This window comes from Polynucleobacter sp. AP-Nickl1-40-C4 (assembly GCF_035012665.1).
Taxonomy (GTDB): domain Bacteria; phylum Pseudomonadota; class Gammaproteobacteria; order Burkholderiales; family Burkholderiaceae; genus Polynucleobacter.
The window spans coordinates 165,717-188,262 of sequence record NZ_JAYGQR010000002.1 but is presented as its reverse complement, the minus strand read 5'-3'; the positions used below and the strand labels follow the sequence as shown (position 1 = coordinate 188,262).

The following is a 22,546-nucleotide window of genomic DNA, read 5'->3' as shown; positions in this document are numbered from 1 at the left end:
TAAATTTTGAGCAATTTAAAGTATTAGGTTTTAGAGCTAGATTTGGCAACTAAGCTCTAGAGCATCCCAAAACAAGCATTGCTTGGGTGGTAAGCGTACTGGTAAGCGGGAGTGATAAAGAAAAAGCCCCGGTTAGGGGGCTAAGTCTATGTTGCGTATAGCAAAAAGAGGAAAAAATGCCAAAAGTGCTGGTGGAGACGAGATCAAGATTTTGCCCCTCCCGCTAAGTCTACCAATGTCCATTAAACCCTTTACCTATATGCCTCTGAAGGCAGACCCTACTCCCGAGTAACCCATTCAAACTTACTAAAATCCATGTTTCGCTGGTAAGCGGGATGGTAAGCCCAATATGAGCATAAGCAATGGCTGAGGAGAAACAAAAGGGCTAAAACTAAGCAGATTTATAGCAATTTTGGTGTTGGAGCCTTACTCATTTTTCTCATATGCCGCTAGTTTGGACTTCAAATTACGCTCTTCTTGAAAACGTTCAGTCTCATCTCGGACAATCGCGGCTATGGCAATGGGTTGTTTTTTATCATCAAAAAGCATGCTTACTGAAAAAGCAATGGAGATAGAACGCCCATTCTTATGCATCGCAGGAACTCTTAACAAAGTATTTCCATACTTTGTTACACCAGTCTGAATAGTGTGAAAGTACCCTTTAGAGTGCCGCTCTCTAAAACGCTCAGGCGTAATGATGCTGAGTGTTTTTCCCAGGGCCTCCTCTGGGGTATACCCAAATATACGCTCAGCAGACGGATTCCAAAACAGGATATTTTCATCCCGATCAGAAATGATCACAGCCTCGCCAATATGACTAACGAGCGCCTTAAAATCTATGATGTCCGACATATTTAATCTCTATTTTTAAGTAAGCTGTCGCTAAGAATACTCCAATAAAAAACCACCCGAAGGTGGTTCTCAGGGGCGCTTCTATTTTTAGTAAGTCTTGTAAGAAAGGTACTTGCCTGACAGTACGACTTGAACACGATCGCCCTTAGGGTCTGGCTCACGCTGAATATCCATTGAGAAATCGATAGCACTCATGATGCCATCACCAAACTCTTCATGGATTAACTCTTTAATAGTGGTTCCATAAACGTTGACAATCTCATACCAACGATAAATCAATGGATCCGTTGGCACAGCGGTCGGCAAGGATCCTTTGTAAGGAACGATTTGCAACCAAGCCATCTCTTCATCAGTCAAATCAAATAACTTACCAGCAGCTTCAGCTTGCACCTTAGTAAAGGTCATTTGACCTAAACAGCCTGCAGTAACCCACTCCTTTGATTCGCCTATTGCTTTTGCGATATCACTCCACTTCATGCCATTGCGAACTTTGGCTTCGATAATTTTTTGTGTAACTACTGAACGATCCATCTTTTTCTCCTAGTTTAAAGTTTTAGTTTGTTAAGCAACGGCCGCATCAACACCTGGAAGCACTATTACAGGCTTGTAACCATCCAACTCACCCTTAGCTCCTTTTACCTGCAGATCCTTTGATCGATTGACCAGAAAATCTACCAAATGGTTGCGCATTGGGTAATACATAGCATCATGATGTAAATTAACCCGCTTTCTTCCTTTAGGCAAAGTATTAACAACGATTTCAGCGATACGTGCATTAGGGCCGTTGCTCATCAGCATAATTTTGTCAGAAAGCAAGATTGCCTCATCAACATCATGGGTGATCATAAATACAGTTTGGTTTGTTTCTTTGCAAATTTTGAGAAGCTCATCCTGAATAACACCACGAGTTAACGCATCCAATGCGCCAAATGGCTCATCAAGTAGTAGCATTTTGGGCTCAATTGCAAAGGCTCTTGCAATACCAACCCTTTGCTTCATACCGCCAGATAATTCAGATGGTTTTTTATTTTCAGCATTTACCAAGCCGACCATTGCTAGATACTTTTTGGAATGCTCAGTAATCTGCTCTTTTGACCAATCAGGATACTTTGACTTCACTGCAAAAGCCACATTCTGCAGAACTGTCATCCACGGCATTAATGCATGCCCTTGAAATACAACGCCACGCTCCAAGCCGGGCCCCTGAATACGCTTACCAAGAATGATGGCATCGCCACCAGTAGCCTCTTCAAGACCAGCAAGCACATTCAAAATAGTGGTTTTGCCACATCCGGAGTGACCGATGATGCAAACGAACTCTCCTTTTTCGATTTCAAAATCGATACCCTCAAATACTGGAGGTGCGTCAGCTTTATATGACTTGCTGAGGTTTGAAACTTTGAGGAATGTATTTTCAATCTGCATATGAAACCGCCTTTTGTAACTTGCCAAATGCTGTATCTAGCAACATTCCAACAATACCAATTAAAAGAATTGCAAAAATAACGCTGGATAGCGATAGGTTATTCCACTCATTCCATAAGAAGTAACCAATTCCAGTGCCACCAACAAGCATCTCAGCAGCAACGATCACTAACCAGGCAATGCCCATAGAGATGCGCATACCAGTCAAAATAGTTGGTGCAGCCGCAGGAAGAATGACTAAGAATGCTTTACGTAAAGGAGAAACCTCTAATGTCTTGGCAACGTTTAATAATTCCTTACGCACATTGGCAACTCCAAATGCTGTATTTAGGAGCATTGGCCATATGGAACAAATAAAGATCACAAAAATTCCAGAAATCGCAGAGTCTTTGATGGTGTAAAGCGCAATAGGCATCCAAGCCAATGGTGAAATCGGCTTTAGGATTTGAATGAATGGATTAAATGCCTCATAAGCTAATGGTGACATGCCAATCCAGAATCCAAACGGAATAGCGACAATCATCGCCAACAAGAATCCTAAGGCAACACGCGCCAAAGAATAAGCAAGTTGAATACCTATTCCCTTATCGTTTGGGCCATTGTCATAAAAAGGGTGTGATAACTGCTTATAGATAGTCTCCCCCATTTGCGTTAAGGTTGGGAATCCAGTTTTTTGAACAGGATCACTACCACCCTGACCCATGAGACTGCTGTACTCACTAGAACTAGTTGATACTCCTGGCGGCGGTGTAACTTTTTGTGTTGTCGCCATATGCCAGATAAATAAGCACATGAGCAAAATCACAACCGATAGAATTGCGCCTTTAACCTTAATTGGTACTGTTTTCATTCATTCACCTTAAGATCATGCTTTACTAATTTGAAAAGATTTTAGATATGCTGCTGGCTGACCAGGATCAAACTCTTTGCCCATAATCTTGTCCTTTTTGTATCCCACCTTCGCTAATGTTGGAACTGCAATACCAGTCTCGCCCATATACTTTTTAGCGTCGGTCAGCAAGAATACTTTTTCAGAGATGTCCTTATAATTCACATCGCCTTTGACATAGCCCCAGCGCTGCATTTGAGTCAACATCCAAGTTGCCATGGAGTACCAAGGAATTGGGTTGAAGTCGATGCGATCTGGTACGTTTTGCACATTGCCTAGACCATCTGCAAACTTACCAGTGAGAACTTGCATTACAACTGTCTCGGGCTGGTTAAGGTATTTTGGCGTAGAAATTACTTTAGCAATTAAAGGTCTATTCGCAGGATCACGCGCCATCGTCGAAGCATTTAAGACTGCACGATAGAGGGCTGCAAAGGTGTTTGGATTCTTACGGATAAATTCTTCTGAGGTTCCAAAGGCACAGCAAGGGTGACCATCCCAAATCTGCTTAGTCAGGATGTGTATAAATCCGACCTCGTCATACACTGCGCGCTGGTTAAATGGATCAGGCCCTAAAAAACCATCAATATTGCCGGCACGTAAGTTGGCAACCATCTCTGGTGGAGGTGTAACGCGAATCTGAATATCTTTATCTGGATCTAAGCCAGCTTGAGCAACGTAATAACGCAGCAAGAAGTTATGCATTGAGTATTCGAATGGAACAGCAAACTTCATGCCTTTCCAGTTTTTCGGATCACGATTATCTTTATGCTTGTTAGCCAACGTAATAGCCTGACCATTCACGTTCTGAATTGTGGCCACACGCATCTGAGAAGGATCAGAACCCAAGCCCATTGACATTGAGATCGGCATTGGTGATAAAAAGTGTGAGGCATCATGCTCTTTATTGAGCATCTTGTCACGAATTAAAGCCCAACCTGCGGTCTTATTAAGCGTAACGTTCAGGCCTTGTTTTTTATAAAAACCAAGTGGGTCAGCCATGATGAGTGGAGTCGCACAAGTAATTGAGATAAAGCCAATTTTTAGGTCTGGTTTTTCTAATGGCGCTTTTTCTTGTGCCATTGCCTGCAAGGACCCTACTGGCAAGAAGCCCGAGAGAGCGCTCATTGCTCCACCAACTCCAACAGCCTTTAAAAATGCGCGTCTACGATCTTCTTGAGGAAAAAGAGCCTTAACTAAGCTGGCCTCAACAAAATCTGCGCTTTGCTGCTCGGCATCCACCATTGCTGAAAGCGAGTTTGCATGATCAAGCTCGGATGCATGCTGTCCACAGCTACAGCGGTTGGTAAACAGAGGTCTATCTGGATCAAATGGACGATATGAATTCATTTATAGCTCCTAGAAAGTAATTAAGATGCCGCTTGAAATACGTTGAAATGATTTTGTGACTCAATTAATGGAATAAGCGTATGCAGTTTTTTTCTATAAACCTCTCCAACCATCACCACAACAGGTTGCTTATCTAAAAAATGATGATGAACATCACCAAAGCGCAATTCATCTAATGTGCAGGCGAAACTGCGTTGCGTTGGCAAGCTGACCGATTCCATTAAGCAAACAGGGGTATCTACCGTGTAGCCCTGAGCAATCAATGTTGTCGCAACCTCAGATAGCTGATCACGCGCCATATAGTAAATAGCGGTTTTATGATCTTGATGTGCGCAACGGCCAGGAAGAGTGGTCAGCGTCAGAGTTCTGCTTAACTCTCTAGTAGTTGGGGGCTGCTTTAACTCTGCCGACGCTGCTAAGGCAGTAGTGATGCCTGGAACAATCTCATAGTGTACGTTTGCTTTCTCAAGAGCGTCAATTTCTTCCTGCGCACGACCAAAGATCATCGGATCCCCGCCTTTTAGGCGCACAACTACTGAGTACTTGCCTGCAGCATCCACCAATTGCTTGTTAATGAAGTGCTGAGAGCTTGAATGCGATCCGCATCTTTTCCCTACCTGCACCATCCTAGTGCCAGGACACCACTCCAACATAGAAATATCAATGAGTGCGTCATAAAAAACAATGTCTGCCTGAGCCAAAATTCTTGAACCCCGAACAGTGATGAGATCAGAGGCTCCAGGCCCAGCACCAATGAGGTAGACGCCAGGCAACGCCCCATTAAATTTGGGTGCTTTGGCTGTTCTTGGTGCAATTTGTTCCATGCATCATTTGTAACAGTCGGCAATAGCCCTAAATTCTCTACGTGAACCAAAAATGCTCATGCTTTGATTTGGTGCACCAATACTGAGCCACCACTCTAATGTCGGGACTTACTACTTCTTTATCGTTAGTTATCGACTAAAGGAGCTCAGCATGAAAGAGAAAACAAGCATTAGCGGTTTATTACCAGAAGCTACTACCCCCACTGTTGCTGATGCGAATCCTACGCGTCGCAAACTTATCCAAAGTATTGGCTCTGCAAGCATTCTGTCCTTAATAGATCCAATGGTTAAAGCGGGTGCATGGGCAGCAGGCTCCGATGCCCCTGAGAAAACGGATGTAAAGGTCAGTTTCATTGCCCTTACAGACTGCTCTTCTGTTGTCATGGCCAACCATCTTGGTCTAGATAAGAAGTACGGCGTCAAGATCATCCCCACCAAAGAAGCATCATGGGCCGCAATCCGTGACAAGCTAGTGAATGGTGAAAATGACATGTCGCACATTCTGTATGGATTGGTATACGGATTGCAGATGGGTATTGGCGGTCAACAAAAAGATATGTCTGTATTAATGAGTATTAATAATAATGGACAAGCAATAAGTCTTTCTAAGGCGCTTTACAAAAAAGGTGTTACTGATGGTGCTAGCCTAAAAATCCTGATGGATAAAGAGAAGCGTGATTACACTTTTGCCCAAACCTTCCCGACAGGTACGCACGCGATGTGGCTTTATTACTGGCTAGCAAATTATGGAATTAATCCATTTAAGGATGCGAAAATCACAACCGTTCCGCCTCCACAAATGGTTGCGAATATGCGCAGCGGTAATATGGATGGATTTTGTGTAGGAGAACCTTGGAACGCTCGTGCAATTATCGATGATGTTGGCTTCACGGCTATTACCACTCAAGCTATCTGGCAAGATCACCCCGAGAAAGTTCTTGGATCAACCGGAGATTTTGCAAAGCGATATCCAAATACATGCCGAGCCGTTGTATCAGCAATGCTCGAGGCTAGCAAATATATTGATGCATCAACAAGCAATAAACATACGACGGCTGAAGTGGTTTCAGCGCCCTCATTCATCAATACCGACATCAATGTCATTCAGGACCGTATGATGGGTCGCTATAACAACGGTATCGGCAAAACTTGGGATGATCCCCATGCGATGAAATTCTATAACGATGGTATGGCTAATTACCCCTACCTATCTGATGGCATGTGGTTCATGACTCAGCATAAGCGCTGGGGTTTACTCAAAGAGCACCCAGATTACTTGGCTGTTGCTAAAAAGGTTAATAACATTGCTCTGTATAAAGAGGCGGCTACAGCCACCAAAACACCCTTACCTAAGGGTGATATGCGCTCGAGCAAATTGTTTGATGGCATTGTATGGAATGGCTCCAACCCTGCTGCTTATGCAGATAGCTTCAAGATCAAAGCATGAAAAAACAAAAACTCGTCATGATTGGCAATGGGATGGCCGGCGTTCGGACCATCGAGGAACTATTAAAGCTCGACCCAGAGCTTTATGACATCACCATCTTTGGTGCTGAGCCCCATCCCAACTATAACCGTATTTTGCTGTCCCCAGTATTGGCCGGCGAACAGACTCTTGAGCAAATTGTTCTAAATGACCTCGATTGGTACAAGAGCAATGGCATCCATCTTCATCTTAGCAAAACCATAACTAAGATTGATCGCAAAGAGCGTACTGTTATTGCCGATGATGGCACCATTGAAAGCTACGATCGCTTATTACTGGCTACCGGCTCTTTACCATTCATCTTGCCTGTTCCAGGAAATGACTTACCTGGCGTGATTGCGTATCGTGATATTAAAGATACCAACGAGATGATTGATGTGGCGACGCGTTACAAAAATGCCGTAGTCATTGGTGGTGGCCTGCTTGGTCTCGAAGCTGCAAACGGTCTAGCTCTCAGAGGTATGAGTGTGACTGTGGTCCATCTTGCCGAATGGTTGATGGAAAGACAGCTAGATAAAACAGCAGCTGATTTACTACAAAAATCCTTGGAAGAAAAAGGTCTTAAGTTTTTACTAAAGACTTCTACCGAGGCAATTACCCCTAATGCAGCCGGAGATCGTGTTGGCCATATCCGCTTTAAAGGTGGGTTAGAAATACCGGCTGACTTAGTTGTTATGGCGGCGGGTATTAAACCAAATACAGCTTTAGCCGAATCTGCAGGTTTACATTGCCAAAGAGGTATCGTTGTTAATGACACTCTACAAACGTTTGATCCAAGAGTCTATGCAGTTGGTGAGTGCGCAAGCCATCGAGGAACTGCCTATGGTTTAGTTGCGCCTTTATTTGAGCAGGCTAAGGTTTGTGCAAATCACCTTGCCGAACACGGCATCGGTCGCTATGAGGGCTCCGTAACATCAACAAAACTGAAAGTAACAGGTGTTGATCTCTTCTCCGCTGGAAACTTTATGGGAGGCGAAGGTACTGAAGAAATTACTCTAGCCGATCCTATTGGTGGCGTGTATAAAAAATTAGTTCTTAAAGATGATCGTTTAATTGGTGCCTGCATGTTTGGCGATACAGCAGATAGCACTTGGTATTTCAAGCTCATGCGTGACGAACAAAGCATTGCAGAAATTCGTGACACATTGATGTTTGGTGAATCCAATATTGGCGATGTTGGCCATCAAGGCCACAATAAAGCTGCCGGAATGACTGATGCAGATGAAATCTGCGGATGCAATGGGGTTACCAAAGGCACCATTGTCAAGGCTATTCGGGAACAGGGTCTATTCACACTAGATGAAGTGAAGAAATGTACCAAAGCCAGCAGCTCCTGTGGTTCATGTACAGGCCTAGTTGAGCAAGTGCTGATGAATGTTCTTGGTACAGATTATTCAGCAACCCCTAGAAAGAAATCGATTTGCGGATGCTCCGATCTTTCTCATGATGAAATTCGTCAAGCCATACGCTCGGGTCACTTAATTTCTCAAGAGCAAGTTCGCACCGAACTGAACTGGAGAACACCTAACGGATGTGCGACTTGTCGCCCTGCCTTAAATTATTATTTGATCTCCACATGGCCACATGAAGCAAAAGATGATCCACAATCCCGCTTCATTAATGAACGTGCTCATGCCAATATTCAGAAAGATGGCACCTACTCAGTTATTCCGCGGATGTTTGGTGGTCTAACTACTCCTTCTGAACTACGCAGAATTGCTGACGTTGCTGAGAAATACCAAGTGCCCACAGTCAAGGTAACTGGCGGCCAACGAATTGACTTACTTGGCATCAAGAAGGATGATCTTCCAGCGGTTTGGAAAGAGTTGGATATGCCATCAGGTCATGCCTATGGCAAATCAATTCGCACAGTGAAAACATGTGTTGGTGATGAGCACTGTCGTTTTGGCACCCAGTCCTCCATGAAAATGGGCGTAGATCTAGAGAGAATGCTCTTCGGTATGTACGCACCTCACAAAGTGAAGCTTGCAGTGTCTGGCTGCCCACGAAACTGCGCAGAAGCTGGCATCAAAGATGTTGGCATTATTGGTGTTGAATCTGGCTGGGAACTTTATATTGGTGGTAACGGCGGCATTAAAACAGAAGTGGCGGAATTTCTCTGTAAAGTTAAAACTGATGAGGAAGTTCGTGAATATTCTGGTGCCTTCTTACAGCTGTACCGCGAAGAAGCTTGGTATTTGGATCGAACTGTCCATTACTTGGCAAGAGTTGGCATGGAATACATTAAGCAAAAAGTGGTCGACGATGCTGAAAGTCGTAAAGCTCTCTACGAAAGACTGCTGTTTGATCTAAAAGATGCTCCAGATCCCTGGAAAGACTTTGAACGTGCTGGTGTAGATGTTCGTCAATTTAAAACCATCCCTATTGTCGAGGTTGGAAATGTCTAATACCGCCCAACTTGATCAGTGGCAAAAAATCACAACAGTTGATGAGATTCCTGTTCTGGGATCTCGGGTTATTGAAGCGCCAGCTGGTCAAATAGCTATTTTCAGAAATTCAGAAGACGAAGTATTTGCCGTATTGGATAAGTGCCCGCATAAGGGTGGCCCCCTGTCTCAGGGCATTGTCCATGGAAAATCCGTAACCTGTCCACTGCATTCCTGGAATATAGATCTCTCCACTGGCTGTGCAGTTGCCCCAGATGAAGGCTGTGCTAAATCCTTTGCAGTCAAAGTAGAGTCTGGTGTGGTTTGGCTAAGCCGTGAGGAATTGCAAGCTACTCATGGCTGAAGTTAAGAGCACCTGTTGCTATTGCGGTGTTGGCTGTGGCGTCATTATTGAAACCGCAGAAAGTAACGGAAAGATCGAGGTAACCGGGGTTCGCGGCGACCCCGATCATCCTGCAAACTTTGGCAGACTCTGCAGTAAAGGCTCCACCCTTCATCTCACTGCAAACCCAAGCCTTCAGATGCAGGCTCGGCTGGGTTCACCAGCAATCCGCAAGGCAAGAGGCGAAGATCCGGTAGATATTTCTTGGCCCGAGGCAATTCAAACTGTTGCCCAAAAATTTGCCGACATCATTCAAGAGCATGGTTCAGAATCTGTTGGCATTTATGTGTCTGGTCAATTACTGACCGAAGACTATTACATCTTTAATAAGTTAATGAAGGGCCTAATTGGCTCTAACAATATTGATACCAACTCACGCCTATGTATGTCTAGTGCGGTAGCTGGCTACAAGCAAACCTTGGGGATGGATGCCCCACCCTGTTGCTATGAAGATATTGATTTGGCATCTACGATCTTTATTACTGGATCTAATACTGCTTTTGCTCACCCAATTTTGTATAGACGTCTTGAGGATGCACGCAAAAATAATCCAGATCTCAAAGTTATTGTTGTTGATCCCAGAAAAACCGATACCGCCAAAGAGGCTGATCTCTACCTACAGATACAACCTGGTACTGATGTTGCCCTCTATCACGGGATGCTTTACATCATGCTCTGGGAGAAATGGATTAATGAGTCTTATATCAACTCATATACGGCAGATTTTGATGCGCTGCGTGATTTGGTTAGAGATTTCACGCCTAAGGCAGTAAGTCAGATCTGCGGTATTAATGAAAAAGACTTGTTCCAAGCGGCGCAATGGTTTGCTACTTCACCTGCAACCCTATCGATGTACTGCCAGGGATTAAATCAATCAGCATCAGGTACAGCCAAGAATGCTGCCTTAGTTAACTTACATTTAGCCACCGGTCAAATAGGGAAAGCTGGTGCTGGTCCATTCTCTTTGACTGGACAACCCAATGCCATGGGTGGTCGGGAGGTTGGAGGTTTAGCCAATCTACTATCCGCACACCGTGATCTTGCCAACCCAGAACATCGTGCAGAAGTTGCAAACCTGTGGGGGGTGGATTCAGTTCCCGAAAAGCCAGGTCTTAGTGCCATTCCCATGTTTGAGGCATTGCGTACTGAAAAACTAAAAGCCATATGGATCGTCTGTACAAACCCAGCACAATCGATGCCCGATCTCAATGCAGTTCACGAGGGATTAAGCAAAGCAGAATTTGTTGTAGTGCAGGAAGCTTATGCGCACACAGCCACCACCCTATATGCAGATGTGTTGTTGCCCGCTACTACCTGGGCAGAAAAAGTGGGGACAGTTACAAATTCAGAGCGAAGAATTTCCAAAGTAAATCCCGCAATTGATCCTTATGCGTCTGCTAAACATGATTGGCAGATCGCTCTTGAAATTGGAATAGCTCTTGAAGCGCTATTACCAGGCAATAGAAAAGAAGGAACATCCACTCTATTTCCTTACGCCGGACCTGAGGATATTTGGAATGAGCATCGTGAGAGTACAGCCGGTCGCGATCTCGATATTACTGGTTTAAGCTACAAAATCCTTGAGGAGCGTGGGCCTCAACAGTGGCCAATGCCAGTAGGTTCAGATTCGGGAAAGAAACGTCTCTATGAAGATGGAATATTCCCAACTAAAGATAAGAAAGCACACTTTATCGCTGCGCCTTATAAGGCAACTGCAGAATCAGTGGATGCACGATATCCATTTGCCTTAAATACTGGGCGCCTCAGAGATCAATGGCACGGTATGAGTAGAACCGGAACCATTGGAACGCTTTATGGGCACTCACCTGAGCCTTGTGTAGAACTATCACCTAAAGATGCCGGCAGGATGAATCTAGAAAATGGTGATTTAGTTCATGTCACCAGTCGCAGAGGTAGTGAGATCTTCCCAATCAAAGTCTCAGACGATATCGCCTCCTCGCAAGCCTTTATTGCCATGCACTGGGGTTCTGAATTTATTTCAGGCGCTGCTGGTAAAACACCGGGCCGCGGAGTCAACGGCCTTACTTGCAACATGATCGACCCTGTATCCGGTCAGCCCGAACTGAAACATTCAGCCGTCAAGATTTTGCCAGCAAACCTTCCCTGGCATTTAGTGGCTTTCGGCTTATTTTCCAAAGAAGAAGTATTTTTTGTTCAAAATAGTTTGCGCAGCATCTTGCCTCATTTCGATTCCGCCCAATGCGTTCTATTTGGTAGAGAGCAGGATGGTGACCTCATTGGGATTTCATTCAAGGCCGCCCACCACGATGACCCGCTAGAAGAATCAGACTCTCTTGCCGCGCAAGCTTTAAAGCAAATAATACGTAAATTTAAGTTGGATGAGGAATCTGGAGAGCCCGTGATGCGCTATATCGATAAGCGCAGAGGCGTAGTACGACTTGTTCGCGCTCAAGAGAAGGTTCTATCTGCAATGCTGACTGGCTCCATTGAAAGCCTAGCAAGTACTACCTGGTTAAGAGAGTACCTAGAAAGCGGCTTAGATGCAAAAACCCTTGGTCGGTCTTTGTTGATGCCTGTTAGCAAACCCCCTATAGAAATTAAACCCAAAGGTAAGGCAATTTGTAATTGCTTTAATGTATCTGCAGACACAATGAAGCAATGCTTAAGCAAGATGCCAGCAGGAACCTCCCCCGAAGACGCCATGACCTCTCTTCAATCTGAAACGCAATGTGGAACCAATTGCGGTTCCTGCAAACCCGAAGTCAAGCAAATTATTGTCAGCTTTCTCAAGAATGTGGAAGTAGCGGCATAATCCTTCAATGAGCATCAAATCATTCTTAAAAGTCATTGGCCGAGGCAGCAAAGGCGCCGGCGACCTTGATCGCAATCAGGCAAAAGAAGTCTTCACACAAATTCTAGATGGCAATGTCAGCGATCTAGAGCTGGGTGCATTTTGTATTGCTATGCGCATCAAGGGTGAGTCTGTCTCTGAGCTCATGGGCTTTATGGACGCCCTACAACCGCATCTGAATTTACTGAATCTTGGCACACGCCCCACCATAGTCTTACCAAGTTATAACGGGGCTAGAAAGCAAGCAAACTTAACGCCACTTTTTGCTGGCATGCTGTCTAGTTATGGTTTTACAGTGCTTGTTCAGGGGGTCGAAAAAGATCTAACCAGGGTAACGAGCCATGAAATTTTTAAGTCTCTTGGCTGGCCAATTCTCAAGTCCAAAGATGAATTTGGCGCCCTCCTGGCATTGAATCAACCGATCTTTTGCCCTCTTAATGTGATTTCCCCAGCCCTTCAAAAATTATTAGATATCAGAGAAAGAATTGGTCTGCGGAATACTGGTCATGTGCTGGCAAAACTGATTAATCCAACGCTTCAGAGCTCTTGGCAAGTTTCTAACTACACCCACCCAGAATATCCAGAAAAACTACGAGAATTTTTTCAACTTCGTTCAGCAAATGCAATTTTGATGAGGGGAAGCGAGGGTGAGCCAACCGCTTCTCTGCAGCGATTGCCAGAAATGCATTTTTTGCTTCCAAATGCGAATGAAATGACAACCCCCGAAGAGCGCTTTGAAGATCTCAGACCGTTTTTAGAGATTGACGCCATTTCAACGGCATCCGTTACCGAGAAAATTCTATCTGGGCAAGTCAAATGTCCGAGCTCAATTCTCAGGCAAGCCATTCAAATATCTACGATGGCTGGATTACACTAAGTCATGCTCAAAATAGTTAAACGTTTGGCATGGGTTTCGCTAGGCGCAATGGTTGCACTTGGATTGGCTTTAATTGTTACAAAACCACCGGCATCACCATTACTGCTTGCATCACTGTGTGGCTCTACGATATTTCTGTTTGGCTTGACTGGCGCTCCTGCAGCAAAGCCAAGAGCTTTATTTGGCGGGCACCTCATTAGCGCACTCATTGGTATTGTCTGTTACCAGCTCTTTGATGATGCTTTATGGGTTTACTTGCTAGCGGAGGTAATTACTTTGGTAGTCTTATTGCTTACGCAAACTGTTCATCCGCCAGCTGGTGCAAATCCACTTATCATGATCCAGGCGCACGCTGGCTTTGGCCATCTCGTAGCAGTAGTTTTGGTAGGGGTGACAATTCTTGCGGTTGTAGCAGCCATCTGGAGTCGCCTCACTCCCGGGAAAGCCCTGCATTACCCAGTGAAGTGGAATGAACCTTCACCACAATCCAAGGATTGGAGTGTTTGGGGGTAGCACAACTTAGCCTAACGAACGCTTTATTAAAGCCTTGTTTAAAAAACTCGCCAAGGTCAACACAAGAGAGTCAGCCAAAACAGGATGCAAGTCAAAGTTATAGCTATTAGTTCCAGCCATTACTATAAAAATACTTAAGAAAACCGCTGGCGGATGCATACACCCCAGTAAATACATTCCAACTATCGTGCCAATGACGGCGAATGGAATGCCCACAGAAATCGATGAAATTAGATAAACACAAATGAAGGCTACGCAGGAAGCCAATAGATTTGCCTCTATTAAAGTTAAGGGCGAAAAGAATTTACTATTGGGAAATAGGAAAATGTATAGAGCGCTGACTCCAAATACAGCCGTCACCATATTCTCATCTTGCGTCATATCACCCCATAGGTGATTAAAGAAGGCTATCACAAGGATGGTTAGGCCCACACCAATGGATACTCTGAGTCTATCAAACCAAGAATATTGTCCCTGGGGTGGTGCAATTTCATTAAAGAAATTAATCAGTTTATTGAAAATATTTTTCATCTAATATCAATAGACTGGTCAATAGCTTTTACAAAGTCAGATTGGGTGATCATTCCTACCAACTGCCTATCATCATTAATTACGGGGATATGGTGATGACCATCACCACAAAATATCTCAGCTAAGTCAAGCATATTTCGATCTTCACTAATTACCCTTACCGGCTTACTCATTACCTGTCCAACTGCATTTGGTAAGCTATTTAAGCCAGGAACAGCGGCTCGCATAAACCCCCTGATGCGTTGCCCAAATCTTTGATGAAAATCAACCGCCGCACTTTTAATAAAGTCCTCTAAAGTAATGATCCCAAGCACCCTACGTGCGCCATCTATCACCGGTAACGCTTTAACATGACGATTGCGTAAAAGATTCCATGCCTGATCCAAAGGTGAATCCATGCCAACATATAAGACTTCAGTGGTCATAATATTTTTACACAGCATACCTTGCAACTTCTTTTGATATGCCCCATGCTCAACTTGAGAAATCAGATTGGCTAAATCATCCTTACTGATATCTAGTACTTGGTTATAGCTCTCCAAGACAGCGTTAATTTCCTGATCCTCGATCTTACGATTTCGTTTCTGCAGTGGAGATGAATCCAAGACGGCCTTAGGGCGTTGCGGATATGGCCTGCCCGTTAGGGAGTTATAAATAACTGCTCACAAAACCAATAAAACAGCATTACTCAAGACCGGGAAAAGCACAAAATGAAAGTCTACCATTCCGCCCAAAGGAATCAAAAGGGCCAAAGCTGCAGCAGGCGCGTGTAAGCAACGCAAAGTAAACATTGCCAAAATTGCGAGCCCAACGGACAGGGGGATTAATAATGGCAATTCGTGAACAAACTGCGTACAAGCAACACCTATCAAAGCAGAAACGCAACTACCCCCTATAACCGCCTATGGTTGCGCCATTGGGCTTGAGGGCAAGACAAATAATAAAAATGCAGTGGCACCCATCGAGGCGACAATCCATGGTGATGCGTTTCCGTAACTTGCAAGCAATAAACCAAGACCCATTATTGCGAGCAAGCCCAGCACAACTCCTAAAGCCGATCTAAGCCTCTCTAACCAAGAAACTGAGGTAGTTTCCGGAAGAAAAATGGTAATTAACTTTTTAAAAAAATGTCTCAAAAGCGATCTCATTAAAGGCTTATTTTGAATGCACCAAAAGTGGTACTAATTTTGCTATTGTATGCAAATCCCTGTTTATTCTTATTATTCCGAAAGATTAACCGCAAAATACTATGGAACAAAAACTACCCCTACCCCCTTTTACTAAAGAAACAGCAATTCAAAAAATTCGAATGGCTGAAGATGCTTGGAATACCCGCGATCCTGAGAAAGTCTCCTTGGTATATACGGAAGATACCATTTGGAGAAACCGAGCGGAATTTCCAAAAGGCAGAGAGCAAGTAAAAGAGTTTCTCCAGCGTAAATGGGCCAAGGAGCTTGACTACCGCTTAATTAAAGAACTATGGGCTTTTACAGCTAATCGCATTGCAGTTCGTTTTGCTTACGAATGTCATGATGACTCTGGTAACTGGTCGCGAAGCTTTGGTAATGAGAATTGGGAGTTCAATGAGAATGGTTTCATGATGAGACGTTTCGCTAGCATTAATGATTTACCCATCAAAGAATCTGATCGAAAGTTTTTTTGGCCCCTAGGAAGAAGACCGGATGACCACCCAGGACTAAGTGATTTTGGCTTCTGATAATTTAGATTCACTCGGAGGCTTTGCTCATGCACTGATCCATAGTCGTCAGCATGTTTCTCCTAAAAGACTGATTGCACCAGGCCCCAACCTATCTCAGAAATTAGAAATTTTGAATGCGGCTGGAGCCGCCCCCGATCATGGAAAGGTAACGCCTTGGCACTTTTATGAAGTCAGCCCCGAAAGTCGTAATTTATTAGGTGACTTATTTGCAGACGCACTCATAGCAAGAGACCCAAGCGCAACGCCAACTCAAATTGATGAAGCAAAGCAGAAAGCTTTTCGAGGCCCCTTGCTTTTATTGGCAACCGCTAAGCTGAACAATGAACTTGACAATATTCCCGAGCAAGAAAAACTCATCTCCGCAGGATGTGCAATTCAAAATATTTTGCTAATGGCTAATGCTCTAGGATTTGGCTCAGGACTATCAAGCGGTAAGGCTCTTTACAGCCAAAAGATGAGGGAATTATTTTTATTTAAAGATAAAGAGGAGCCTCTGTGCTTCATCACTATCGGCACTATCTCGGCTCATAAGCCTAATAAGCAAAGGCCTGATGCAAATTCTTACAGTTCTGTTTTCTAGCTGAATCTATTGGACGTTTTTAGCTTCTCAACAATTAATTAACCATGCCATTAGGATGTGCTGAGTAATCGTTAGCTTAAATTGCATTAGCCACATATCTGCAATCACATATTGTTTGGGTGGTAAGCGTACTGGTAAGCGGGAGTGATAAAGAAAAAGCCCCGGTTAGGGGGCTAAGTCTATGTTGCGTATAGCAAAAAGAGGAAAAAATGCCAAAAGTGCTGGCGGAGACGAGAACCGCCATTATTGATATAACTTGGTACAACATAAGATAACTTGATATAAGCTAAGTATATGTTTTATATCTATAAAATGATATTTTCAAGCATCTTTTAGTCTTACTCGATATAATTTAATCTTATTATTTTGGGTGGGTATTTGGATATGCCAAAGATTGCTAAAGAATTGTCTGCTATTGAAGTTAAGCGCTTAAATACTGATGGAATGCACTTTGTTGGGGGTGTTGCTGGCCTGATACTTCAGATAAGCAATGATGGAAAGGCTAAGAGCTGGCTACTCAGAGTGAGGGCTAAACCCAAGAGATTAAATATTGGTCTGGGACCATATCCACAAACAAGTCTCGCAGAAGCTAGAGCAGAGGCAAAACTTAAGTTATCTGAAGTGAAGTCTGGAGTCAATCCAATCAGCACAAAGAAAAGGGCTAAGAGTGAGCTGGCTATACAGGCGGGCAGAGCTAAATCCTTTATAGATTGCGCCGAGGCTTATATGAAAGCTAAAGCAGCCGAATATAAGAATGAGAAACATGCCAAGCAATGGCGTACAACATTAAATACTTACGTCTACCCTATTATTGGACGCCTTCTAGTTGCAGATATTTCCAGACGCAACATACTGGATGTGCTGGAGCAAGAGATTAAAGACCCAAAGACAAAAAAGTCACTTGGTAGCTTCTGGGAAGTTCGAACCGAAACGGCTACAAGGGTTCAGCAGCGGATGAAAGCTGTATTTGACTATGCACTTGTAAATGAATACAGAACAACAGTTAACCCAGCAACATGGGAAGGCTATTTAGATACCCTACTCCCTTCACCTAAAAAAATTAAAACCGTCCAACATCACCCTGCAGTCCCTTACACCCAGATTGGGGGTTTTATGGTCGAGTTACGGAAAAAGCCGAGTATTGGTGCAAAGGCGTTGGAATTCTTGATTCATACAGTAGTTCGCTCTGGTTCAGTGCGAGAGGCACGTTGGGCGGATATTGATTTTGAAGATAAGGTTTGGACAATTCCAGCTGAGCACACAAAAACAAAACAAGAGCATCGAGTGCCACTATCACCGCAAGCAGTAAAACTTCTCAAAGAGTTACAGAAGACCCAAAAGGAAAAAGGTACTGAGTCTTTCTACATATTTCCAAGCCCAACCAAAAAGACGCTAAGCGACATGGCGTTATCAGAAATTATGAGGGGCATGCTAGAGCGTGGCGAGCTTAAAAATAAAGCCGTGCCACATGGATTCAGGAGCACTTTTAAAGATTGGGCAGCCGATAAAACTAACCACCAAAATTTCGTATCAGAGATGGCTTTGGGTCATGCGGTGGGTGGTACAGAAGGCCACTATCGCCGGGGGGATTTGTTTGAAAAGCGCCGCAAACTAATGAATGACTGGTCAAAGCTACTAGATTCACCTTGGGTTAACAAAACTGCTGATGTTATCCCTCTAAAAAGGAAAGCTTGATGACAAAACCCAAGAAGACACCCGAACCAGAAGTAATCGCCATCTATAAAGATGACCAGCAAATGACTGAGGTGGTAGAAATAAATGAGCATACAGAAAATAAAGGTAAAGGCGCAGCTCTAAAAGTTTGGCGCTTCAAGAATTTTAATAAAGCATTCGGGTTGATTGCGGCAAAATACTTCTTTGGTCACCCCAGCCTGAAAGAAACTAAAACGATTAGACAGTGCATTAGAGAGCCAAGAAAAATTTCAATGCTAACGAAGCACTTCGAGCGAATGGGCGTTTATCTATCAGACCGAGCTGCCCGAAACCTAGCAATTGAAATACAAAAACACATCAAGCTTCTTGAAAGTGCGCACGAGGAAGCAAAGAACTAAATTAACGCCCTTTATGGTGCCAATCTAATAACTACTATCAATCCAAAATTACTCATATGAACTCGTATCGTCCTTGATGCGATAAATATGGAGAAATTAAGATGGATAAAGTAAGAAAGGGTAGCAATGAAGCGCCACCCCAGTTTGACCCAAACGGTTATAGCCGAATTAAGGCTATTTGTAGCAGGTATGAAATATCACCAGCTACGATTTGGCGAAAAGTAAAAGAAGATACATTCCCCAAGCCAATCAAGCTATCAGCAGGCATTACTTGCTGGAAAAATTGCGACCTGCTGAAATGGGAAGAAAGCTCCTTGCAAAAAAGAGGTGCCAATCAATGACGTCCGAACTAGAACGTGCATTAGAAAAGCTGGCGTGGCAAATATTAGCTGAGAGTAAACGATTTGATAGCACTATCTGTGAAATTGAATACTCTTTTGCCATCTCCAAGGAAATGCGTCACAAAATACGATTGGGTGACTTCACTGCAGACGATATACCAGCCTTGATAAAAGAAATTTTTAGATATGAGAATCCATCTAACAAGCCTAATCTTCTTAAGAATGGCTCAAAGGGACAACTATGATTAAATTTTCATTCGGCAATGGAGAAACTGATAACAGCCCCGAACAGCTAGAGGCCGATGACTTCAAAGATTTAGTCCAGTGGATGGTTGATAACCACTCCAAAGAAAAAGGCGGGAACTATTTTTGCGCTGCAATGAGTTATGGGCACCATGACAGAATTAAAGACTACCCAGAGCAAAACTACTGGCGCCTAAAAACCCATACGCTACCAAGACGAATCCTCTCTATGGATTTGGATGGCTTTGAAAAGCCAGAGGTTTGGACTTGGTTACGCCAGTGGATTAAAGACCTAGGAGCCAACGTCTTTTGGTATGAAACTTCTAGCTCCACTCTATTGCTGCCTCGAGCAAGGCTTGTCTTTGAGCTTGAGCGTGAGGTTGACTATGAAGAAGGAAAACTATTGGGGTCTGCTCTGCAGGCGCATATAGAAGAAGCTGCAATTGCGGCTGGCTATGGCGAGCAATCAATTAACTTCGACATTTCAGTTTATAGGGGTAGTCAGCCAGTCTTTTTGCCGGTATTTAAAAATAAGGATGCATTCAATCAAATGCTTCTTGATGACCGGATTTACAGAGTCGTCTCAAAGTCTCCTTTGGGTGTAGATGAGGCTCTACAGGCAGCACCCGAACGTATCACCCGCAAGCAAAAGCGAGCTGTTAACAAGGCATGGGGCTCTTATTCGATTGACGAGCAACAGCAAATTCTAAATAAATTTAAGGCAGCAAAACAAAAATGGGGCAAAGCTCTGGCCGATACCAATGGAAAGCCTAGCAATCTAGCTCAAGAAGCTTATGAGGAAATGCTTAGCCTAGGCAATGAATGGTCATGGTGCTGGCAATTTGATGATGATAGTTATAGGACGGTAATTAATGAACTTACTAAAGGTGATTTAACAATTGAGGATGAGGGTCCAGAGAAAGTAAGCAGAGAATCTTGGTATAAGAGCGTAATGCTTGCAGCTCGATTTGCGCCGCATAACAATGATTTCTCAGATAGTTTTCACAAAGATATCTTAGATTGGTCACAAGCTCATTGGTGCTGGGAAGTAGATGAAGTTAAAGCAGAGAGCGAATTTGAGTCCATCTGGGATACCGGTCTATATACCCTGAATGAATCAAACTTTCCTCTAAAGACCCTACTCTTCCTTCGGGGACAAAAAGATAGAGACGGAAACTATCACCCCATGCCAAAACTTGTTCTGGCAGACGGCTCTCTGGCTGATGTTTTGGGAAGAAACATATTAGCCAGTACAAACGAAGTGCCGAAAGCTCTGCCTCCTGAAGTTAAAGCAGTCAATGAAACCGAATCTAAAAAAATCGCCAAGACCCTAGAGAGTCTTTTTACCTGCCTAACTCTTGACACCGAGGATGTGAAATCTATGGAAGAAGCTGCTTTTATTATTCCTAATCTTATTGTTCGTGGGCATCTCCATGCCCTTATAGCGGAGGCTAATGGAGGGAAAACAGCCCTAATGGTTCATCAAGCAGCAAAGATAGCTGAGCAAGGGTTTGATGTTTGGTATGTAAATGCGGATGCGGGTCCTGGAGACCTGAAATCACACTTCGCACATGCACAAAAATACGGTTACAAGGTTATAGCGCCAGATGCAAAGCAAGGCGGAAGCCCTGAGCAGGTGGTGGCCTTATTTAAGGAAGCTGCTAATAATGAGGTAGATATGTCTAATGCAGTATTCATTATGGATACTCTTAAAAAGTTCACTGAAGTCATTCAAAAATCAGATGCAAAGGAATTCTATAAATTACTAAGGAAGCTAACAGTGAAAGGCGCTACAGTCATTCTGCTTGGGCACTCGAATAAGTACCGGGGTGAAGACGGTAAACAAGTATATGAAGGCACAGCCGATTTACGTAATGACGTAGATAACTTGATATACCTAAATTCAGTTAAAAATGAAGGCACCAATCGCCTAGAGATAACTACACAGCCCGATAAAATTCGCGCAGATTACAAGCCACGGTCCTTTTTTATTAATCTTTCAGATAGAAGCGTGGAAGAGCCGAACGAAGTAGTCCAAATTCTCGATAAGGAACGCCAGCAAGCGTTGAAATACGCTAAAGAAGCTATTGAGACCGGCATCAACACGAAAGTGGCTATCGCTGAGTTCGTCAAGGAAAAGACAAGTCTTGGGAAGAATCGCCTACTTAGATTCTTGGATGAATTTTCGAGGGGACCACACCCTTCTATATATGCACAAATTGGAGGGGGTGAAAAGAACGCAACTATTTATTCACTTCAAGCCCCAAGCATCCAAGAAATTAAAGCTGTGCTAGAGGAAGCCTTTGGAGGTGAGAAATGAGCGGTACTGGCACCCCCATAAAACAGGAAACGAGGGAAACTAAAATCCCGAGGACTCCTAAAGTACTAGGCAAACTCGGGAAACCCGTAACACACGTAACACTAGGTAAACAGAAAACTAGAGCTTACGCTACCCCATTTCTCGGGGTCAATATAGAAATGGCAAGGTCCCTACGACCTATATATCTATTGAGTTTCCCTAGTGTTCTGATTATTACTAGTATTTTAAGATTATTAAGTATCCAGCATTCTGGGGGTATGGAATCTTTGCAATCTATCCCAGTACTGGCTATGACTCATGCCCAATGAAAATTTCCACTACTCGTTTGACGGTCTATACATGGTGCAACAGTGAATAAGATACAAAACCCAGAACTCTTCATGACCACAGCGGGCGGTCGCATTACTTGTCGTAGGTGCGTTGGATATAGCCGAAGAACTCAGAAACAATGCAACCACCCCGCTCTTCGTTCATCCTCAAAATCCCGATGCAAATGGCACTCTGGGGCTTCAACAGGACCTCAGAGCAAAGAAGGTATCGAAGCTATCAAAAAGGCAAATACCAAGCACGGAAAATTTACCAAAGAAGCTACTGAGAGAACCTCCAAACAAGATGCAATGTTTAGGTATCTTGCCGATATAGGCAACTATCTCAATATGTTTACCTACAAGGTGAAAACCAGAGGACGAGCTAGCAAGCACTATCACCCCTTAGATTTATCAGACCCAGAGCAACTTGCTCAAGCCATTAAGGAAACTTTAGTTGAGGACATTAAATAATCACCAATCTTAAAAGGCTCCTTTGACTCTTTTGAATATCAATTTTTAAATACTAAATATATCGATACCGTTTAATATTTTTTGTTTGTAAATACATTAATGCAGCTCTGACAGAGTTATT

24 protein-coding genes are annotated in these 22,546 nt (G+C 43.6%); 15 read left to right on the top strand and 9 right to left on the bottom strand.

Annotation, left to right across the window (positions count from 1 at the left end):
- Positions 1-148: 148 nt before the first annotated feature.
- On the top strand, positions 149-292 hold the full coding sequence (locus VC182_RS03300) for a hypothetical protein (protein ID WP_323484488.1): 144 nt from the start codon (positions 149-151) through the stop codon (positions 290-292).
- A gap of 134 nt (positions 293-426) precedes the next feature.
- Here the strand turns inward: VC182_RS03300 and VC182_RS03295 are convergent, their stop codons facing one another.
- The 6 genes from VC182_RS03295 to cobA form a co-directional block, all read right to left on the bottom strand.
- Entirely contained in the window at positions 427-852 is a 426-nt protein-coding gene (locus VC182_RS03295; RefSeq protein WP_323484487.1) for a PAS domain S-box protein, read from the bottom strand.
- 87 nt (positions 853-939) lie between these two features.
- Positions 940-1,383, bottom strand: a complete 444-nt coding sequence (cynS, locus tag VC182_RS03290) for a cyanase (RefSeq protein ID WP_071467220.1) — start codon at positions 1,381-1,383, stop codon at positions 940-942.
- A gap of 30 nt (positions 1,384-1,413) precedes the next feature.
- Positions 1,414-2,277, bottom strand: a complete 864-nt coding sequence (locus VC182_RS03285; RefSeq protein WP_071467219.1) for an ABC transporter ATP-binding protein — start codon at positions 2,275-2,277, stop codon at positions 1,414-1,416.
- A complete protein-coding gene (gene ntrB, locus VC182_RS03280) occupies positions 2,267-3,127 on the bottom strand; it encodes a nitrate ABC transporter permease (protein ID WP_323484486.1) in 861 nt (286 codons plus the stop codon). Before ntrB ends, VC182_RS03285 begins: the two co-directional genes overlap by 11 nt.
- Positions 3,128-3,142: 15 nt before the next feature.
- Entirely contained in the window at positions 3,143-4,516 is a 1,374-nt protein-coding gene (locus VC182_RS03275) for a CmpA/NrtA family ABC transporter substrate-binding protein (RefSeq protein ID WP_323484485.1), read from the bottom strand.
- Between the two features lie 20 nt (positions 4,517-4,536).
- Complete coding sequence (gene cobA, locus VC182_RS03270) at positions 4,537-5,340, bottom strand: uroporphyrinogen-III C-methyltransferase (RefSeq protein ID WP_323484484.1); 804 nt, start codon at positions 5,338-5,340, stop codon at positions 4,537-4,539.
- A gap of 151 nt (positions 5,341-5,491) precedes the next feature.
- Here cobA and VC182_RS03265 point away from each other — a divergent pair, with 151 nt between their 5' ends.
- The 6 genes from VC182_RS03265 to VC182_RS03240 are packed head-to-tail and all read left to right on the top strand — an operon-like array spanning position 5,492 to position 13,839.
- A complete protein-coding gene (locus VC182_RS03265) occupies positions 5,492-6,787 on the top strand; it encodes a CmpA/NrtA family ABC transporter substrate-binding protein (protein WP_323484483.1) in 1,296 nt (431 codons plus the stop codon).
- Entirely contained in the window at positions 6,784-9,234 is a 2,451-nt protein-coding gene (gene nirB / locus VC182_RS03260; protein ID WP_011902841.1) for a nitrite reductase large subunit NirB, read from the top strand. The genes VC182_RS03265 and nirB overlap by 4 nt, the downstream gene beginning before the upstream one ends.
- The gene (nirD, locus tag VC182_RS03255) at positions 9,227-9,577 is read left to right on the top strand and encodes a nitrite reductase small subunit NirD (RefSeq protein WP_011902842.1); all 351 of its coding nucleotides are present in this window, start codon (positions 9,227-9,229) and stop codon (positions 9,575-9,577) included. Before nirB ends, nirD begins: the two co-directional genes overlap by 8 nt.
- On the top strand, positions 9,570-12,410 hold the full coding sequence (locus VC182_RS03250) for a molybdopterin-dependent oxidoreductase (protein ID WP_323484482.1): 2,841 nt from the start codon (positions 9,570-9,572) through the stop codon (positions 12,408-12,410). The genes nirD and VC182_RS03250 overlap by 8 nt, the downstream gene beginning before the upstream one ends.
- 7 nt (positions 12,411-12,417) lie before the next feature.
- The gene (gene ybiB, locus VC182_RS03245) at positions 12,418-13,326 is read left to right on the top strand and encodes a DNA-binding protein YbiB (RefSeq protein WP_323484481.1); all 909 of its coding nucleotides are present in this window, start codon (positions 12,418-12,420) and stop codon (positions 13,324-13,326) included.
- A 3-nt stretch (positions 13,327-13,329) separates the two neighbouring features.
- Positions 13,330-13,839, top strand: a complete 510-nt coding sequence (locus VC182_RS03240; protein WP_323484480.1) for an HPP family protein — start codon at positions 13,330-13,332, stop codon at positions 13,837-13,839.
- Positions 13,840-13,845: 6 nt separating this feature from the next.
- On the opposite strand, the gene VC182_RS03235 is transcribed toward VC182_RS03240, so the two are convergent.
- From VC182_RS03235 to VC182_RS11555, 3 genes are read right to left on the bottom strand one after another with little or no spacing between them, the layout of a single operon-like run.
- A complete protein-coding gene (locus tag VC182_RS03235; protein WP_323484479.1) occupies positions 13,846-14,370 on the bottom strand; it encodes an HPP family protein in 525 nt (174 codons plus the stop codon).
- Positions 14,367-14,975: a CBS domain-containing protein gene (locus VC182_RS03230; RefSeq protein WP_323484478.1), complete on the bottom strand. Its 609-nt coding sequence runs from the start codon at positions 14,973-14,975 to the stop codon at positions 14,367-14,369. Before VC182_RS03230 ends, VC182_RS03235 begins: the two co-directional genes overlap by 4 nt.
- A gap of 57 nt (positions 14,976-15,032) precedes the next feature.
- Positions 15,033-15,266, bottom strand: coding sequence for an HPP family protein (locus VC182_RS11555; protein WP_416350570.1), 234 nt, complete (start codon positions 15,264-15,266; stop codon positions 15,033-15,035).
- A gap of 353 nt (positions 15,267-15,619) precedes the next feature.
- Between VC182_RS11555 and VC182_RS03225 the strand changes: the two genes are divergently transcribed.
- The 8 genes from VC182_RS03225 to VC182_RS03195 all read left to right on the top strand — a co-directional run bounded on the left by VC182_RS03225 (position 15,620) and on the right by VC182_RS03195 (position 22,425).
- On the top strand, positions 15,620-16,087 hold the full coding sequence (locus VC182_RS03225) for a DUF1348 family protein (RefSeq protein WP_011902848.1): 468 nt from the start codon (positions 15,620-15,622) through the stop codon (positions 16,085-16,087).
- Entirely contained in the window at positions 16,077-16,670 is a 594-nt protein-coding gene (locus VC182_RS03220) for a nitroreductase (RefSeq protein ID WP_323484477.1), read from the top strand. Before VC182_RS03225 ends, VC182_RS03220 begins: the two co-directional genes overlap by 11 nt.
- Before the next feature lie 384 nt (positions 16,671-17,054).
- Positions 17,055-18,365: a tyrosine-type recombinase/integrase gene (locus VC182_RS03215; protein WP_323484476.1), complete on the top strand. Its 1,311-nt coding sequence runs from the start codon at positions 17,055-17,057 to the stop codon at positions 18,363-18,365.
- Entirely contained in the window at positions 18,365-18,742 is a 378-nt protein-coding gene (locus VC182_RS03210) for a hypothetical protein (protein ID WP_323484475.1), read from the top strand. Before VC182_RS03215 ends, VC182_RS03210 begins: the two co-directional genes overlap by 1 nt.
- Before the next feature lie 101 nt (positions 18,743-18,843).
- Entirely contained in the window at positions 18,844-19,083 is a 240-nt protein-coding gene (locus VC182_RS11550; protein WP_416350565.1) for a helix-turn-helix transcriptional regulator, read from the top strand.
- A complete protein-coding gene (locus tag VC182_RS03205; RefSeq protein WP_323484474.1) occupies positions 19,080-19,328 on the top strand; it encodes a hypothetical protein in 249 nt (82 codons plus the stop codon). The genes VC182_RS11550 and VC182_RS03205 overlap by 4 nt, the downstream gene beginning before the upstream one ends.
- Before the next feature lie 227 nt (positions 19,329-19,555).
- Positions 19,556-21,646, top strand: coding sequence for an AAA family ATPase (locus VC182_RS03200; RefSeq protein ID WP_323484473.1), 2,091 nt, complete (start codon positions 19,556-19,558; stop codon positions 21,644-21,646).
- Positions 21,647-21,996: 350 nt separating this feature from the next.
- Positions 21,997-22,425, top strand: coding sequence for an HGGxSTG domain-containing protein (locus tag VC182_RS03195; protein ID WP_323484472.1), 429 nt, complete (start codon positions 21,997-21,999; stop codon positions 22,423-22,425).
- Positions 22,426-22,546 lie beyond the last annotated feature (121 nt).

What these genes read in the sequence shown, in the direction of transcription:
- VC182_RS03225 (WP_011902848.1), top strand. Translation starts at nt 15,620, where the DNA reads ATGGAACAAAAACTACCCCTACCCCCTTTTACTAAAGAAACAGCAATT.
- VC182_RS03300 (WP_323484488.1), top strand. Translation starts at nt 149, where the DNA reads ATGTTGCGTATAGCAAAAAGAGGAAAAAATGCCAAAAGTGCTGGTGGA.
- nirB (WP_011902841.1), top strand. Translation starts at nt 6,784, where the DNA reads ATGAAAAAACAAAAACTCGTCATGATTGGCAATGGGATGGCCGGCGTT.
- VC182_RS03295 (WP_323484487.1), bottom strand. Translation starts at nt 852, where the DNA reads ATGTCGGACATCATAGATTTTAAGGCGCTCGTTAGTCATATTGGCGAG.
- VC182_RS03200 (WP_323484473.1), top strand. Translation starts at nt 19,556, where the DNA reads ATGGATTTGGATGGCTTTGAAAAGCCAGAGGTTTGGACTTGGTTACGC.
- VC182_RS11550 (WP_416350565.1), top strand. Translation starts at nt 18,844, where the DNA reads ATGGATAAAGTAAGAAAGGGTAGCAATGAAGCGCCACCCCAGTTTGAC.
- ybiB (WP_323484481.1), top strand. Translation starts at nt 12,418, where the DNA reads ATGAGCATCAAATCATTCTTAAAAGTCATTGGCCGAGGCAGCAAAGGC.
- ntrB (WP_323484486.1), bottom strand. Translation starts at nt 3,127, where the DNA reads ATGAAAACAGTACCAATTAAGGTTAAAGGCGCAATTCTATCGGTTGTG.
- VC182_RS03205 (WP_323484474.1), top strand. Translation starts at nt 19,080, where the DNA reads ATGACGTCCGAACTAGAACGTGCATTAGAAAAGCTGGCGTGGCAAATA.
- VC182_RS03285 (WP_071467219.1), bottom strand. Translation starts at nt 2,277, where the DNA reads ATGCAGATTGAAAATACATTCCTCAAAGTTTCAAACCTCAGCAAGTCA.
- nirD (WP_011902842.1), top strand. Translation starts at nt 9,227, where the DNA reads ATGTCTAATACCGCCCAACTTGATCAGTGGCAAAAAATCACAACAGTT.
- VC182_RS03210 (WP_323484475.1), top strand. Translation starts at nt 18,365, where the DNA reads ATGACAAAACCCAAGAAGACACCCGAACCAGAAGTAATCGCCATCTAT.
- cynS (WP_071467220.1), bottom strand. Translation starts at nt 1,383, where the DNA reads ATGGATCGTTCAGTAGTTACACAAAAAATTATCGAAGCCAAAGTTCGC.
- VC182_RS03215 (WP_323484476.1), top strand. Translation starts at nt 17,055, where the DNA reads ATGCCAAAGATTGCTAAAGAATTGTCTGCTATTGAAGTTAAGCGCTTA.
- cobA (WP_323484484.1), bottom strand. Translation starts at nt 5,340, where the DNA reads ATGGAACAAATTGCACCAAGAACAGCCAAAGCACCCAAATTTAATGGG.
- VC182_RS03275 (WP_323484485.1), bottom strand. Translation starts at nt 4,516, where the DNA reads ATGAATTCATATCGTCCATTTGATCCAGATAGACCTCTGTTTACCAAC.
- VC182_RS03235 (WP_323484479.1), bottom strand. Translation starts at nt 14,370, where the DNA reads ATGAAAAATATTTTCAATAAACTGATTAATTTCTTTAATGAAATTGCA.
- VC182_RS03250 (WP_323484482.1), top strand. Translation starts at nt 9,570, where the DNA reads ATGGCTGAAGTTAAGAGCACCTGTTGCTATTGCGGTGTTGGCTGTGGC.
- VC182_RS03240 (WP_323484480.1), top strand. Translation starts at nt 13,330, where the DNA reads ATGCTCAAAATAGTTAAACGTTTGGCATGGGTTTCGCTAGGCGCAATG.
- VC182_RS03265 (WP_323484483.1), top strand. Translation starts at nt 5,492, where the DNA reads ATGAAAGAGAAAACAAGCATTAGCGGTTTATTACCAGAAGCTACTACC.